The following is a 14,077-nucleotide window of genomic DNA, read 5'->3' as shown; positions in this document are numbered from 1 at the left end:
CGGTACCTTCGCGGCTCCTGCCGCGTCCGCGGCAGCCGGATACCGCGGCGGCGGCAGCGCCGAATCGACTGCGTCCGCACGACGACCGGCGGCAGGTCCGGCGGACAGGATCGGGCCACTGGGTCCTCGTCGAGAAGGAGCACCTCATGTCCGTCCGTCACCTGCTCGTCGCATCGGCAGCCGCCCTGCCCGGAGGTCTCGGGCTCGCCGCACCGGCCGGCGCGTACACCTTGACCACCGGGCGTCTGTGGTCCCTGGTGGCCGCGCTGCTGGGGCTGGCCGGGATCGTCATCGGCGGGCTGGCCCTGGCCCGCTCCCGGCGTCGTACCGGCACCGGGAGAAGGGGGGCCATCGTGGCCCTGGCGTCGGGACTGGCCGGCGCGGTCATCGGCGGGCTCGTCGTGGCCGCGGCCGAGGGCGGTCCCGGCACCGGCTACGGAATAGTCGGGGGCTTCATGGCCCTGGCGGCGGGGCTGATCGCCATGGTCCTCGGCGGGCTGGCCCTGGCCCGCTCTCTCCGCACCGGCTGACCAGATGCGGGGCGCGGGCCGGCGGGGCGCCACGCGCGCCTTCCGTACGTGCCCGGCCCCGGTCAGTCCCAGCGGAAGAACACCGCCGAGATGACGCCGCCGAGGACGATCGTCGCGGCGAGGCTCACCAGGTGGACCGGGTCGATCGCCGAGCCGGCCCAGGCGGCCTGCACGCACTCGACGGTGGCTCCGAACGGGAGCCGTTCGCCCAGAACGGCCAAGGGCTCCGGCAGGGCCTCGCGCCCGCCGAACAGGCCGCCCAGGGCGCCGAGAGCGAAGAAGGCCACGAGCCCGATCGCCACGGCCGCGTTCGGGGTGGGCGCCGTCGCGGCGACGATCATGCCGGTGGCGTACATCGCCGCCGTCGCGAGCAGCGCGGCGCCGATCGCCGCGGCGGGACGTACCGGGAGGTTGGCGTCGAACACGAGCAGGGCCACGGCGAACGCCGCGCCGATGCCGATGAGCGTCTGGATCAGGCTCACCACGGCCTGGGCGATCAGCACCATGACCGGCGAGGCCGGCGTGACCGAGAGCCGGCGCAGGATCCCCGCGCGCCGGTAGTAGGCCACGAAGCTGGGCATGTTGACGACGCCTATGGTGGCCGGCACAACGGTGAACACCAGCGGGAGGACGTGGACGTCCAGGGCGGTGCGGCCGTTGACCACGACCTGCTCGCCGGCCGCCGCGGCGTTCATCACGAGGATCAGCAGCGGCAGCCCGATGGGCACGACGAGGCCGGCCGTGTCGCGGACGACCATCTTGGCCTCGCACCGGATCAGGGTCAGCCACGCGCAGGGGCCGGGGCTGCGGGCGACGATCGCGGAGCTCATGCGGGTTCCTCCGGTTCCTTCCCGGACAGGGCGACGAACGCCTCGTCGAGGTTTCCGGCTCCCGCGCGGGCGACCAGCCCGGCGGGTGTGTCGAGCGCCGTCAGGCGACCGCCGTCGAGAAGGGCGACGCGATGGCAGAGCCGTTCCACCTCCTCCATCGCGTGCGACACGAGGATGACCGTGACCTCCTCGTCGCGGAGGCGCTCGATCATGGCCCACACCTGCCGGCGCGCTCGCGGGTCCAGCCCGGTCGTCAGCTCGTCGAGGATCGCGACCCGGGGACGCCCGATGAGGGCCAGCGCGATGGACAGCCGTTGCTGCTGGCCGCCGGAGAGCTTCTCGAAGCGGGTCGCGCGCTGCGAGGTCAGCCCGACGAACTCCAAGAGCTCCCCGGCGGGTCTCGGGTCCGGGTAGAAGGCGGCGAACATCTCGATGAGCTCGCGCACGGTCAGCGCATGGTGCAAAGAGGCCTGCTGGAGCTGGATTCCGAGCACCTGACGGACTTTCGCACGCTCGCGCCGGGGATCGAGGCCGAGCACGCGGACGTGTCCCCTGTCGGGCCTGCGCAGCCCCGCGATCATCTCCACCGTGGTGGTCTTGCCCGCGCCGTTGGCGCCGAGGATGCCGAGGATCTCCCCCGTCTCGACACGCAGGCTCACGTCGTCCACCGCGACCGTGCCGCCGTAGCGTTTGCCGAGGTTCCGCGCGACGACCGCCGCTGATTCGTCTTCCATGGGCACGACGGTAGGCAGCCCGGCGGGGCGCCCGCCTGTGCCGGAGGTCAGGCGCTCCACCCATGACTTCCGGCACCCGAGGCGGCGATCCGCCCTGGGTTATCGTGGTGCGATGCGTCGACTCGGGCCGGAGGAATGGTCGGGCCTGGCGATGTTCGTCGTGTCGGCCGTGGTCGGCGGCCCGGTCATACTCGGCACGATCGAGGTGTCCATCCCCCGGCCATGGTGGATCGCGCTGCTCGCGGTGTTCGTCGTCGCGACCGTCGTCGTGGGCGGCTCGGGCCGTCCGCGATGGGTCCGGCATTCGGCGCTCGCGGCGGCGGTCGTGGCCGCGTGGGCGGTGGTGGCGTCCGCGGCGCAGCCGGGGCTCCTGCCCGTCCTGCTGGTGGTCGCCGCCGCGGTGAGCGCGTACGCCGTGCCCGTGTGGGCGGGCCTGGCCGTGGTGGCGCTCAACACCGTGGTGCTCGTCCTGGTCATGCTGCGGGCGGGAGGCGGCGCCCCCGACGTGGCCCTCGTCACCGGCTTCTACGCGCTGATCCAGGTGGCGACGCTGCTGAGCTCGCTGGCGATCGAGCGGGAGAAGCGGATGCGGCGGAAGCTGACCGAGGCGCACGTCGAGCTGCAGGCGGCGAGCGTGCTGCTGTCGGAGTCGGCGCGCACCGCCGAGCGGCTGCGGATCTCCCGCGACCTGCACGACCTCATCGGCCATCAGCTCACGGTGCTCGCCCTGGAGCTGGAGGCGGCGCGTCACCGTGACGGGGAGCGGGCCCGGGAGCATGTCGAGCGGGCCGGCCAGGTGGCCCGCGACCTGCTGGCCGACGTGCGCGCCACCGTCGGGCGGATGCGGACCGAGTCCCCCGACCTCACGGCGGCCCTGCGCCGGATCGTGCGCGATCTGCCCGGCCTTGAGGTGTCGATCGAGGTCGCGCCCGAGGTACGGGTGGGTGAGGAGCAGACCGTCGCGCTCGTACGGGCCGTACAGGAGGTCGTCACCAACACGATCCGGCACGCCGAAGCGCGGGAGCTGTGGATCGACATCGCGCCCGACGGCGACGGGGTGCGCCTGACCGCCACCGACGACGGCCGCGGCGCGGTCGCCCCGGTGCTCGGCAACGGGCTGAGCGGGCTCGTGGAGCGGTTCGAGGCGCTCGGCGGCGATGTGAGCATCGACGGCCGGAAGGGCTTCCAGGTCATCGCCCGGGCGCCGGCGTCGTGACCCGGGTCGTGGTGGTCGATGACCAGACGCTCGTCCGTCAGGGGATCCGCAGCCTGCTGGAGGTCGCCGAGGTCGAGGTCGTGGGCGAGGCCGGCGACGGGCGGGCGGCGCTCGACGTCATCGCGGCGGCCGGGCCGGACGTGGTCCTGCTGGATCTGCGAATGCCCCGGTACGACGGCATCTGGACGCTCCGGCGCCTGCGGGAGCGCGGCGTCGAGACGCCGGTCCTGGTGCTGACGACCTTCAACGACGACGCGCTCGTCCTGGAGGCGCTGCGGGCGGGCGCGCGCGGCTATCTCCTCAAGGACGTGACCCTGGAGCAACTGACCCGGGCGGTGCGCACCCTGGCCGACGGCGGCACGCTCATCGCGCCCTCGATCACCGACCGGCTGCTGCGCGCCATCCGCTCCGGCCCGCCGCCGGCCGGGACCGGCGCGCTGCCGAAACAGGAGCTCACCGAACGCGAGCTGGAGGTGCTGCGGCTGGTGGCGGAGGGGTACAGCAACCGCGAGATCGCCGGGGCGCTGTTCCTGGCCGAGGGCACGGTGAAGAACCACGTGTCCGCGATCCTGCTCAAGCTCGGCGCGCGCGACCGCACCAACGCCGTCCTGCGCGCCCTGCACGAGGGCATCCTCCCCTGAGGGCCCCGGGCCTGATCTCGCCGGTCGGGGGCGCTATGCCCGGACGGCGTCGTCCAGCTCCCCCGGCGGGACGTCGCGGGGTTTGAGCCGGCGGAGCGTGTAGCCGTTGCCCGACGGGTCCAGGTGGCGGGTGGCCTGCTTGAACAGGTACTCGGCACGCTCGTAGGACAGGCGGCGGCGGCCGGTGTGCGGGCACAGGTCGCCGTCGGCCGGGGTGCGGGCGGGGCCGGGACGCCGGTCGGACAGGAACAGCGGCCCGCGGGTCCGGCCGGCGATCAGGGCGGGCAGCAGCAGCGCGGTCTGGGAGCGCCAGGTCACCCAGGTGCGGCCGGCGCGGGCCCGGCGGTCGTCGAGGTCGATGTCCTCGACGTTCAGCGACAGGACGGCGCTCACCGGCGCCCCGGACTCGTGCAGCAGCCGCCACAGGGTGCGTTCGCGCAGCGGCAGGTCGGCACGGCTCCACAGCAGGTCCAGCCGCGCCGGGCCGATGGGCTCGGCCGTGGCGGGCGTGTCGGGGCGGCGCTGGAGCTGCGCGGTCAGGTCCTCCAGGCCGGCCCAGGCGCTGAAGGAGCGGAGGGCGGACAGGTGCCGGTTCCAGGTCTTCACAGCCGCCCGGCCCCATGCCGCGGTGACCACACGGGTCACCTGCTCGGCGGTGACGCGTGCCAGCGGAGTCGCCTCGCCCAGGGACCGGCACAGGCGCCGCAGCGTCTGGCCGTACGAGCGCAGCGTCTGGGGGTCCAGGTCCCGGCGGCCGAGGAAGTCGCGCACGGCCTGGCCCAGGGTGGCGCCCGCGGGCTCCTCGGCGGCGATCTCGTCGACACGGCGCAGGAGAAAGGCCCGTTCGGCGGCGTTGGCGGCGAGGGAGGCCGCACGCTGGAACTCCAGCCTGGCCTCGTCGTGACGTCCCAGCCGCAGCAGCATGTCGCCGCGGACGCTGGGGAGCAGGTGGTAGTCCCGCAGCGAAGGGTCGGCGGTCAGGGCCTCGACCAGTTCCAGGCCCGCCTGCGGCCCCTGCGCCATCGAGACCGCCACGGCCTGGTTCAGCCGTACGATCGGCGTGGGCATCAGCCGGGCGAGGGCCTGGTAGAGGGTCGCGATGCGGGCCCAGTCGGTGTCCTCGGCCGTACGCGCCTGGGCGTGGCACACCGCGATGGCGGCCTGCAGCACGTACGGGCCGGGCGTGCCTCCGGCCTCGCGGGCGCGCAGCATCGCGGTGAAGCCGCGGCGGATGCGCAACTGGTCCCAGCGTCCCCGGTTCTGCTCGTGCAGCCGGATCGGCTCGCCGGAGGGGCCGGTGCGCGCGGCCGTGCGGGACGCCTGGATCTCCATCAGCGCGACCAGGCCGTGCACCTCGGCCTCGTGCGGCGCCAGGCCGGCCAGCATGTGGCCCAGCCGCAGCGCCTCCAGGCACAGCCCGGGGCGCATCAGATCGTCCCCGGACGCCGCCGCGTACCCCTCGTTGAAGATGAGGTAGATGACGTCCAGCACCGACGACAGCCGCTCGGCCGTGTGCTCGCGGCCGGGCAGCTCGAACCGTACGCGGTGCTCGGACAGGGTCCGTTTGGCCTCGGCGACGCGGCGGGCGATGGTCTGCTCGGTGACCAGGAACGCCCGCGCGATCTCCGCGGCGCTCAGCCCGCCCAGCAGTTTGAGCGTGAGCGCGACGCGTGCCTGCGCCGGCAGCACCGGATGGCAGGACAGGAACATCAGCCGCAGGGTGTCGTCCTGCTCGTCGTGCTCGTCCTGCTCGTCCTGCTCCTCATACTCGCCATGCTCGTCCTGAGGGCCGGCGTGGCCGTCTCGGCGCAGGTCGTGCGCGATCTGCTCGTGGGCGCGCTCCTGCCGCTGGGCGCGCCGGATGTGATCGACGGCGCGGCGCCTGGCGATGGTCATCAGCCAGGCCCCGGGATTGTCCGGCACGCCGGAGGCCGGCCACTGCTCCATCGCGGCGACCAGGGCGTCCTGGGCCAGCTCCTCGGCCAGGCCGACATCGCGCACCAGCCGGGTCAGCCCGGCGATGATCTTCGCGGACTCCAGCTTCCAGACCGCGTCGATGGCGCCATGGAGGTCGGTCACGGCAACGATGACAACACCGCCCCCACCGCGGCGGCAACTCGAAGGACCACCGGGCGGAGGCGGCGCCGTGTGGGCGTCAGGGGCCGAACACCTGCCGGATCTCGCTCACCCCGTCACCGACGATCTTCCGGAAGCGGCGGGCGAGCTCGATCATCTCCTCCTTCGAGCGCACCTCCACCAGCGCGAACCCGGCGACGGCCTCCTTGGCCTCGGTGAACGGCCCGTCCATCACCGTGATCTCATCCCCCTGCGAGGTCACCCGGACGCCGCCCGGCTCCAGCCCGCCGGTGGCCAGCAGGATGCCCTTGGCCGTCATCTCCTCGATGAACGCGCCCATCTCCGCGTACAGCCTCTCGTCCGGGGCCGGGGTGGTCTCGGTGGAAATCGTGGTCATCAGGTACCGCATCTCGATCGTTCCCTTTCTCGGTCGCTGTGCCCAAGCGTCGATCCTGGCATACGACAGGGAACGCGGTGATTCCCTGTCACATCGCCGGATCGACGTGTGGGCGAGAAGCGAACCGAGCAGAAAGGCCCCCTCATGACCGCGATCCACGCCCCCGCGCCCGCCGCCACCGCCTCGCCGGCTCCGGCGGCCACCCGCTCCCTGCTCGCCTGCGCGGCCGTCTCCGGGCCGTTGTGGGCCGCGGTGTCCCTGGCCCAGGCCGCCACCCGCGAGGGCTTCGACCTCACCCGCCATCCGCTCAGCGCGCTCAGCAACGGCCCGCTGGGCTGGCTCCAGATCGCCAACTTCGTCCTCGCCGGCGTGCTCATGATCGCGGGGGCGGCCGGGCTGCGCCGCGCCCTGCACGGCACCCCCGGCGGCGCCTGGGCGCCCCGGCTGGTCCGTGTCACCGGCATCGGCATGATCGCCGCCGGGGTGTTCGTCATGGACCCCGGCGACGGCTTCCCCGCCGGCACCCCGGCCGGGCCGGGGACGCTGAGCTGGCACGGCCTGGGCCACATGGCCGCCGGCTCGATCAGCTTCCTCGCCCTGATCATCGCCTGCCACCTGCTCGGCCACCACTTCCGCCGTACCGGCCGGCGCGGCCACGCCCTGGCCTCCCACCTCGCCGGCACGGCGCTGCTGCTCGGCGACGTCTGGGCGATGAGCGGCGGCACCGCCGGATCGCTGACCCTGGCCGCCGGCGCCATCACCGCCATGCTCTGGGTCTCCTGGGTCTCCGCCCGCTGCCTCCGCGCCCTGTGAGCCCTCCACCGACCGCCCGACCGGAAAGGAACCCCGACATGCCGAAGTTCGCCACCATCGACGAGTACGTCGCCTCCCTGCCCGAGGCCCAGCGCGACATGGCCGGCCGCCTGGTGCGGCTCATCGAGGAGGTGCTGCCGGGCACCGGTGCGCTGTGGCACGGCCACCCGGTATGGAGCCTGGGCGACAAGCCCGGCGCCTCCCCGGTCTGCCTCATCAAGTCCTACCCGGGCCACCTGACCTTCGGACTCTGGCGCGGCCTGCGCGTCACCGACCCCTCCGGCCGCCTCGTCCCCGGCACCCGCGAGATGGCCTCGGTCAAGCTCCGCGCCCCGGCGACATCGACCCGGCCCTGTTCACCGGCTGGCTCACCCAGGCGCGCGACCTGGAAGCCGCCCAGACCACCTGATCCGCACGCCGTCCCCGGGGCAGGCCGTCACGCGACGACGGCCTGCCCCGCACGCGTCGGCGGGACCGGCGACGGCGCCCCGGTCCCGGCCAGGACAGGCACGCGGCGGCCGGGTTCATCAACCGGTCGGCGCGGTTCCGCGGCGGGTGCGGTAGGCGCGCTGGCGGCAGGCGTGCGAGCAGTACGCGCGCGGCCGGCCTCGCGTTGCCGGGGGGATCGGCCGGCCGCACCCCGGGCAGACCCGCACGGCCGGGTTTTCGTCACACGGGCCGTCGCGCTTTTCGTCACGGGGCGGCGCGGCGGCGCGCGAACGGCGGGCCGCGCGGGCGGCGGTGACGAGGTCCGGATGGCGGGCGCGGCCCACGGGCGTGTGGGTGGCGAGCTCGGCGTCGAGCAGGGAGCATCGCGTGATGTCGTCGTCCTCGCACTGCAGCAGGTGTCTGAGGTAGTCGCGCGCGGCCGAGGCGCGCTCGATGCGTTCCTCCAGGCGGGCGATCTCCTCGCGGATGGTGTTCCGCCACGTCGCGACGTCGGTCCTGCCGGAGGTGACGACGGCCGTGCCCTCCAGCGGCATCATGCCGACGACGCGGCACAGGTAGGCCAGGCCGAGGCGGCGCAGGTCGTCCTCGCGGTAGAGCCGCTGGGCGCCGTTGCGGTCCGACGGGGTGAGCACGCCCTGTCTCTCCCACCAGCGCAGCGTGGACGGCGCCAGGTCGTACAGGGCCGCGGCCTCCCCGATCCCCACGGCGGTGCCCCCTGAGGGCGATGTGCTTGACATGAAGCCGACTTTAACTCCGACGATCGGGTAGGGCCGGCCTTCCCCACGGGTCTCCCCCGGCGGGCCGGCCGGACCGATCACCGGACGAGGAAGGCTCATGACGACCACAGGCACCACGCCCGCCAGGGACACCGGGCGGCAGGGGCCGCCCGCGCCGCCGTCTCCCGGCGCCGGGCGGAGGCCGCAGACCCCGGAGAACGCCGCGCGGCTGCTGCGCGCGGGCCCGCTGGCGCGCATGCTGCGCCCGGTCCGCACCCATCTGATCGTCTGCGCCGTCCTGTCGGCGGCGGGCGCGGCGGCCGGCTTCGCCCCGTACGTGGCCATCGCGGAGATCGCCCGTGCCGCGCTCGCCGCCCCGGACGCCACGGGCCTGGCGGGCACGGTGTGGGGCTGGGTCGGCATCGGGGCTGCCGGTGCCTGCGCGCGGCTGGTCCTGGTCTTCGCGTCCTCGCGTCTGGGGCACTACGCCGACGCGGAGCTCCTGCACCACATCCGGGTCCGGGTCATCCGGCACCTGGGCGCCCTGCCCCTGGGCTGGTTCCGGGCAGCAGGCTCCGGCGAGGTGAAGAAGGCGCTGACCGACGACCTGGAGGACATGCACCAGCTCATCGCGCACGCCCTGGGTGAGATGGTGGGCGCGGCGACGGCCATCGCGGTCGGCCTCGGCTACCTGGCGTTCGTGGACTGGCGCATGGCGCTGGTCACCGCCGGGGTCCTGGTCGCGATGGTGATCTGCTACCGGACCGCGATGCGTTCCATGAGCGTCCACATGACCCGGCTGATCGCCGCGGCGGGACGGATCAGCGCCGCCACCGTGGAGTACGCCGACGGGATCACCGTGGTCAAGGCGTTCGGCACCGGCGGGCGCGTGCTGGACCGCTTCGCCGAGGCCGTGCGGGAGCACACCGCCGCGATGCGCGCCTGGGTGAACGAGACCCGCTACAGTTCGGCCGCGTCGCGGCTCCTGTCCTGCGAGATGGCGGTGCTGGCCGCGGTGATGGCCGTCGGCGTGCCGCTCATCGGCGCGGGCGAGCTCGCCGCGGCCGACCTGCTGCCGTTCCTCGTCATCGGCATCGGCCTGCCGACCTCGATCACCCCGGCCATCCAGGGCGGCCAGGGGCTGCGCCAGGGCAGGATGGCGGCCTCCCACATCGACGCCCTGCTCGCCCGCCGGGCCCTGCCCGAGCCGGTACGCCCCCGGCGCCCCGAGGGCCACCGCATCGAGTTCGACCGGGTGTCCTTCTCCTACGACGGGGTCACCGACGCGCTCAGCGACATCACCGCCGTGTGCGAGCCCGGCACCGTCACCGCGCTCGTCGGGCCGTCGGGCGCCGGCAAGTCCACGCTCGCGAGCCTGCTGCCGCGGTTCTACGACGTGACCGGCGGCGCGATCCGGATCGGGGGCGCCGACGTGCGGGACATCCCGGCGCAGACGCTGCTGTCGTCGATGTCGCTGGTGTTCCAGGACGTGGCACTCCTGCGCGACACCGTCGCGGAGAACATCCGCGTCGGCCGCCCCGGCGCCGACGACGAGGACGTACGCCGGGCCGCCATGGCGGCGCAGATCCACGAGGTGATCGAGCGGCTTCCGCAGGGCTACGAGACCGTGCTGGGCGCCGACGGAGGCGGCCTGTCGGGCGGCGAACGCCAGCGCCTGACCATCGCCCGCGCGATCCTGTCCGGGGCGCCCGTCGTCGTCCTGGACGAGGCCACCGCCGCGCTCGACCCCGACAGCGAGACCGCGGTGCAGCAGGCGCTGTCGAAACTGGTCGCGGGCAAGACCGTCCTGGTCATCGCGCACCGCCTGCACACCATCAGCGGCGCCGGCCGGATCCTCGTCCTGGACGGCGGACGCCTCGCCGAGGCCGGCACCCACGACGACCTCATCGCCCGCGACGGGCTCTACGCGCGCATGTGGCGCGCCCAGCGGAACGGAGACGACGCGTGATCCGCAAGCTGTACCGGCTCTGCCCGGACGCCGGGCTCATGGCCCGCCTCGGCCTGCTCACCGCCATCCTCGCCGTCCTCCAGGGCCTGTTGCTCGGGACGCTGGTGCCGATCGTACGGGCCCTGCTGCGCCCGGAGCCCGACCTGGACGCCGCCGGCCCGTGGCTCGTGGCGGGCGGCATCGGCCTGGCCGCGTACGGGGTGCTCACGGTGATCGCCACACCGGTGGGCTTCGCCGCGTCCATGCAGATGACCGCCCAGCTCCGCCACCGCCTGATGCGGCACGTGACCACGCTGCCGCTGGGCTGGTTCACCACCGAGCGCAAGGCGCGGCTCGCCCGTACGGTCACCGCCGACGCCGGCGCGATCGGCACGCTGGCCGTGACGATCGGGCAGCCGGCCATCACCTCCGTGCTCGTGCCCGCCACCGTCATCGCGGTGACGTTCGCGGTGGACTGGCGCCTGGCGCTGCTGTTCCTCGCCGTCGTGCCCGCCGCGTACCTGACGCTGCGCCGCGCCGGGCGCGTCTCCTCGATCGCGGAGAAGGAACTGGACCAGGCCGCGACCGAGATCGCGGGCCGCGCCATCGAACTCGGCCAGGCGCAGCCGGTGCTGCGCGCCGCGGGCAAGGGCGGCACGGGCGGCGACCGCATGCGCGAGGCCCTCGACGAGCACCGCCGCAGCTACCGCCGCGGCCTGGACCGCTCCCTGCTGCCGGACCTGAGCTTCACCGGCGTCGTCATGGCCGGCTTCGTCGCGGTGCTCTCGCTCGGCGCGCAGCTCCTGCTCTCCGGGGCCCTCACCGTTCCCGACACCATCGCCCTGCTCGTGCTCGCCGTGCGGTTCCTCGAACCCCTCGGCACGCTGATCGAGCTCATCGGGGCGCTGCGCGCCATGGAGAACGGCATCGGCCGCGTCGAGGCCATCCTGGACGTCCCGGAGCTGCCGCGCAGCCCCCGGCCGGTGCGCCGGGTGGCCGACGCCGGCATCGAGTTCGACGACGTGACCTTCTCCTACGGGGCCGCGCCCGCGCTGTCCGGCGTCTCCTTCCGCTGCCGGCCCGGGACCACCACGGCCCTGGTCGGGCCGTCCGGCTCGGGCAAGACCACCGTCATCCGGCTGATCGCCCGCTTCTTCGACGCCGGCTCCGGGCACGTACGCGTCGGCGGGCGCGACGTGCGCGACTACGACCACGCCGCGCTGCTCGACGAGATCGCCATCGTCTTCCAGGACGTCTACCTCTTCGACACCACCATCGAGGAGAACCTGCGGCTGGCCCGCCCGGACGCCACCCGCGCCGAACTGGAGGACGCCGCCCGCGAGGCCCGCCTGGACGAGGTCGTCGAGCGGCTGCCCGACGGCTGGGACACCCGGGTCGGCGAGGGCGGCGCCCAGCTCTCCGGCGGCGAGCGGCAACGGGTCTCCATCGCCAGGGCCTTCCTCAAGCGGGCCCGCATCGTGCTCATCGACGAGGCCGCCTCAGCGCTCGACCCGGAGAGCGAGCGCGCCGTCGGCTACGCCATCGCCCGCCTCGCCCGCGACCCGGAACGCACCGTCATCGTGATCGCGCACCGCCCCGCCACCCTGACCGCCGCCGACCAGGTCATCACCCTCGACGCCGGCCAGGTCACCGAGGCCGGAACCCCCGCCGGGCTTCGCACCGCGGGCGGCGCCTTCGCCCGCCTGTTCGACCAGTACGACAGCGCCCGCAGATGGCACATCGCCCCGGCCGGCCCCCGGTGAACGGGCCCAGCGAGCGCCGGGCCCGACGGGATCGTGCCCAGGGTGAGGATGGTCAGCGGGCCGGGGACGGCGGCTCGGCGCTCAGGTGGGCGAGGATCGAGGTGTGCTTCGGCGTCCAGTCCAGGAGCCGGCGCGTCTTGTCCGATGAGATGTCCTGGTCGAGGGTGTACAGGCCGGCGATGGGGCCCAGTTCGGCGGTCGCCTCCTCCAGTGGCCACGGGGCCGCCGTGCCGCCGCCGAGCACCCGGGCGAGCTCGTCGAGGCGGACGGTCTCGCTCATCCCGTGCCAGACCGTGCCGGGCTCGGCGTGTTCGACCACGGCGACGTACAGGGCGGCCAGGTCCGCGACGTGCACGACCGGCCAGCGTACGCCCGGTTCGCCGATGTAGACGCCGGTGCCGCGCTCGGCGGCCTTGGCCGCCAGCAGGGCCGGTACGCTTCCTCCGCCCTCGCCGTACAGCATGCCGGGCCGGACCACCCGGCCTCCCGCCGCGCGGACCCGGCGTTCGACCTCGGCCCGCCAGGCGACGACGGGGTGCGGGTCGGGCTCGCTGTCCTCGTCGTGAGAGCCGCCGCCGAGCACGGCGGCGCCGGTGGTGTAGACGAGCGGGCTGCCGGAGGCCAGCAGCGCGTCCACCCCGGCCAGGTCGAGGTCCGCGCCCAGCGGCGGCCCGGCGTGCACCACCCGGTCGAACCCCGCGGCGGCCCGCGTCAGCGAGACCGGGTCGGTCAGGTCGCCGGGCACGGGACGGTACTCCGTGGCACGGCCGCCCGAGTGCCGCAGGGCGGAGACATCGTGGCCGGCGCCGGCCAGGGCGGCGGCGACCACCGCGCCGATGAAACCGGTGGCACCGATGACGAGGACGTTCATGCGATCTCCTTGGTAGCGCCGCCGGCGGCGGCGGACTCCTCGATGGCCGTCAGCAAACGGTGGTAACGCGCGGCGGTGGCGAAGTCGGGGCGCGCGGGGCGGCCCTCGGCGACGGCCTGGGCGATCTCGGCGTAGACGGCGGCGACGCTGGCGGCCGGCCCCGGGGGCAGGTCGGCGGGCGCCGTCCGGTAGGAGCCGGGCACCGGCAGCGGCTCGCCCGACAGGTCGATCGACCAGTCCGCCCAGTTGAGGTACATGCCGGGCTGGGCCGGGGCGGCGGTCAGGGTGCCGCGCTCCCCCACGATCCGCAGGTGGAAGGGGTCGGGGGCCGGTCCGTTGCCGCCGTAGACGATGACCGACGCCGAGGCGCCGCCCGCCAGCAGGCCGTGCACCAGCACCTGTCCGGCGACGCCGTTGGGAACGCTGCGCCCGGTCTCGCCGACGGCGACCCGGTCGTGGTGGCGGGGCAGCCGCGCCGACAGTTCGGCGAACGGGCCCGCCAGGCGTTCCAGGGTCGCCACCGCGTGCCCGGCCATGACCGTCAGGACGGAGTTGCCGGCGGCCGGGTCGGTGCTCCACTCCAGGGACTCGGGGATGCGGCCGCCGCCGAGCGGGGCGCCCGAGGCGACCAGCGCAAGCGACTCGATCCGCCCGATCCGGCCCTCTGCGCTGAGATCCGCCATGTAGCGGGCGCCCGGCAGGTGGTGGCCCTGCAGCACCACGGCGTTGAGCACGCCCGCCCGCGCCGCGGCGGCGGCGAGTTCTTCCGCCTCGGCGGTGCCGGCCCCGAGGGGCCACTCCGACAGCACGTGCTTGCCCGCGTCGAGCGCGGCCCGGATGACCTTGGCGTGCTCGGGGGCCTTGACGGACACCACGACCAGGTCCACCTCGGGATGGGCGGCCATCGCCTCGGCGCCGGCGAAGGCGTGCCGCGCACCGTACGCGGCGGCCGCCCGTTCGGCGCTCTCGCGGCGCGTTGTGGCCACCGCCGTCACCTCGAACTCCGGCATCCGCCGCAACGCGGGCAGATGGGACACCTCCGCCCAGCCTCCGGCCCCGGCCACACCTACTCGGATCATGAGTTCGCTCCCC

At 74.5% G+C, this 14,077-nt stretch carries 13 protein-coding genes; 6 read left to right on the top strand and 7 right to left on the bottom strand.

The features are described from left to right. Positions 1-146: 146 nt before the first annotated feature. Entirely contained in the window at positions 147-530 is a 384-nt protein-coding gene (locus HNP84_RS16980) for a DUF6223 family protein (RefSeq protein ID WP_185050678.1), read from the top strand. Positions 531-592: 62 nt separating this feature from the next. Here the strand turns inward: HNP84_RS16980 and HNP84_RS16975 are convergent, their stop codons facing one another. Beyond that, entirely contained in the window at positions 593-1,360 is a 768-nt protein-coding gene (locus HNP84_RS16975) for an ABC transporter permease (RefSeq protein ID WP_185050677.1), read from the bottom strand. Further along, the gene (locus HNP84_RS16970) at positions 1,357-2,094 is read right to left on the bottom strand and encodes an ABC transporter ATP-binding protein (protein WP_185050676.1); all 738 of its coding nucleotides are present in this window, start codon (positions 2,092-2,094) and stop codon (positions 1,357-1,359) included. The genes HNP84_RS16975 and HNP84_RS16970 overlap by 4 nt, the downstream gene beginning before the upstream one ends. Positions 2,095-2,206: 112 nt before the next feature. On the opposite strand from HNP84_RS16970, the gene HNP84_RS56075 reads away from it, so the two are divergent. Further along, on the top strand, positions 2,207-3,310 hold the full coding sequence (locus HNP84_RS56075; protein WP_221336330.1) for a sensor histidine kinase: 1,104 nt from the start codon (positions 2,207-2,209) through the stop codon (positions 3,308-3,310). After that, on the top strand, positions 3,307-3,951 hold the full coding sequence (locus tag HNP84_RS16960; protein WP_185050675.1) for a response regulator: 645 nt from the start codon (positions 3,307-3,309) through the stop codon (positions 3,949-3,951). Before HNP84_RS56075 ends, HNP84_RS16960 begins: the two co-directional genes overlap by 4 nt. 33 nt (positions 3,952-3,984) lie before the next feature. On the opposite strand, the gene HNP84_RS16955 is transcribed toward HNP84_RS16960, so the two are convergent. Next, positions 3,985-6,030: a sigma-70 family RNA polymerase sigma factor gene (locus tag HNP84_RS16955; RefSeq protein ID WP_185050674.1), complete on the bottom strand. Its 2,046-nt coding sequence runs from the start codon at positions 6,028-6,030 to the stop codon at positions 3,985-3,987. 76 nt (positions 6,031-6,106) lie between these two features. After that, positions 6,107-6,424 (bottom strand): YciI family protein, encoded by a 318-nt coding sequence (locus HNP84_RS16950; RefSeq protein WP_246518214.1) that lies wholly within the window; start codon positions 6,422-6,424, stop codon positions 6,107-6,109. A 144-nt stretch (positions 6,425-6,568) separates the two neighbouring features. Here HNP84_RS16950 and HNP84_RS16945 point away from each other — a divergent pair, with 144 nt between their 5' ends. Beyond that, positions 6,569-7,237, top strand: a complete 669-nt coding sequence (locus HNP84_RS16945) for a DUF998 domain-containing protein (protein ID WP_185050672.1) — start codon at positions 6,569-6,571, stop codon at positions 7,235-7,237. A gap of 527 nt (positions 7,238-7,764) precedes the next feature. Here the strand turns inward: HNP84_RS16945 and HNP84_RS16940 are convergent. Next, positions 7,765-8,424, bottom strand: coding sequence for a helix-turn-helix domain-containing protein (locus HNP84_RS16940; RefSeq protein ID WP_185050671.1), 660 nt, complete (start codon positions 8,422-8,424; stop codon positions 7,765-7,767). Between the two features lie 97 nt (positions 8,425-8,521). On the opposite strand from HNP84_RS16940, the gene HNP84_RS16935 reads away from it, so the two are divergent. Both HNP84_RS16935 and HNP84_RS16930 read left to right on the top strand, forming a co-directional pair. Then, the gene (locus HNP84_RS16935; protein WP_185050670.1) at positions 8,522-10,372 is read left to right on the top strand and encodes an ABC transporter ATP-binding protein; all 1,851 of its coding nucleotides are present in this window, start codon (positions 8,522-8,524) and stop codon (positions 10,370-10,372) included. Further along, on the top strand, positions 10,369-12,114 hold the full coding sequence (locus HNP84_RS16930) for an ABC transporter ATP-binding protein (protein WP_185050669.1): 1,746 nt from the start codon (positions 10,369-10,371) through the stop codon (positions 12,112-12,114). The genes HNP84_RS16935 and HNP84_RS16930 overlap by 4 nt, the downstream gene beginning before the upstream one ends. Before the next feature lie 52 nt (positions 12,115-12,166). Here the strand turns inward: HNP84_RS16930 and HNP84_RS16925 are convergent, their stop codons facing one another. After that, on the bottom strand, positions 12,167-12,985 hold the full coding sequence (locus HNP84_RS16925; RefSeq protein ID WP_185050668.1) for an NAD-dependent epimerase/dehydratase family protein: 819 nt from the start codon (positions 12,983-12,985) through the stop codon (positions 12,167-12,169). Next, positions 12,982-14,064: a Gfo/Idh/MocA family protein gene (locus tag HNP84_RS16920; protein ID WP_185050667.1), complete on the bottom strand. Its 1,083-nt coding sequence runs from the start codon at positions 14,062-14,064 to the stop codon at positions 12,982-12,984. Before HNP84_RS16920 ends, HNP84_RS16925 begins: the two co-directional genes overlap by 4 nt. Positions 14,065-14,077 lie beyond the last annotated feature (13 nt).

The sequence above is a fragment of the Thermocatellispora tengchongensis genome, from assembly GCF_014202315.1.
In the GTDB taxonomy this organism is placed as follows: Bacteria; Actinomycetota; Actinomycetes; order Streptosporangiales; family Streptosporangiaceae; genus Thermocatellispora; species Thermocatellispora tengchongensis.
The sequence above is the reverse complement of the archived record's forward strand: the minus strand, read 5'-3'. Positions and strand labels throughout refer to the sequence as shown.

Coding starts and splice junctions, on each gene's coding strand:
- HNP84_RS16970 (WP_185050676.1), bottom strand. CDS start 2,094: ATGGAAGACGAATCAGCGGCGGTCGTCGCGCGGAACCTCGGCAAACGC.
- HNP84_RS16950 (WP_246518214.1), bottom strand. CDS start 6,424: ATGACCACGATTTCCACCGAGACCACCCCGGCCCCGGACGAGAGGCTG.
- HNP84_RS16940 (WP_185050671.1), bottom strand. CDS start 8,424: ATGTCAAGCACATCGCCCTCAGGGGGCACCGCCGTGGGGATCGGGGAG.
- HNP84_RS16935 (WP_185050670.1), top strand. CDS start 8,522: ATGACGACCACAGGCACCACGCCCGCCAGGGACACCGGGCGGCAGGGG.
- HNP84_RS56075 (WP_221336330.1), top strand. CDS start 2,207: ATGCGTCGACTCGGGCCGGAGGAATGGTCGGGCCTGGCGATGTTCGTC.
- HNP84_RS16945 (WP_185050672.1), top strand. CDS start 6,569: ATGACCGCGATCCACGCCCCCGCGCCCGCCGCCACCGCCTCGCCGGCT.
- HNP84_RS16920 (WP_185050667.1), bottom strand. CDS start 14,064: ATGATCCGAGTAGGTGTGGCCGGGGCCGGAGGCTGGGCGGAGGTGTCC.
- HNP84_RS16975 (WP_185050677.1), bottom strand. CDS start 1,360: ATGAGCTCCGCGATCGTCGCCCGCAGCCCCGGCCCCTGCGCGTGGCTG.
- HNP84_RS16925 (WP_185050668.1), bottom strand. CDS start 12,985: ATGAACGTCCTCGTCATCGGTGCCACCGGTTTCATCGGCGCGGTGGTC.
- HNP84_RS16980 (WP_185050678.1), top strand. CDS start 147: ATGTCCGTCCGTCACCTGCTCGTCGCATCGGCAGCCGCCCTGCCCGGA.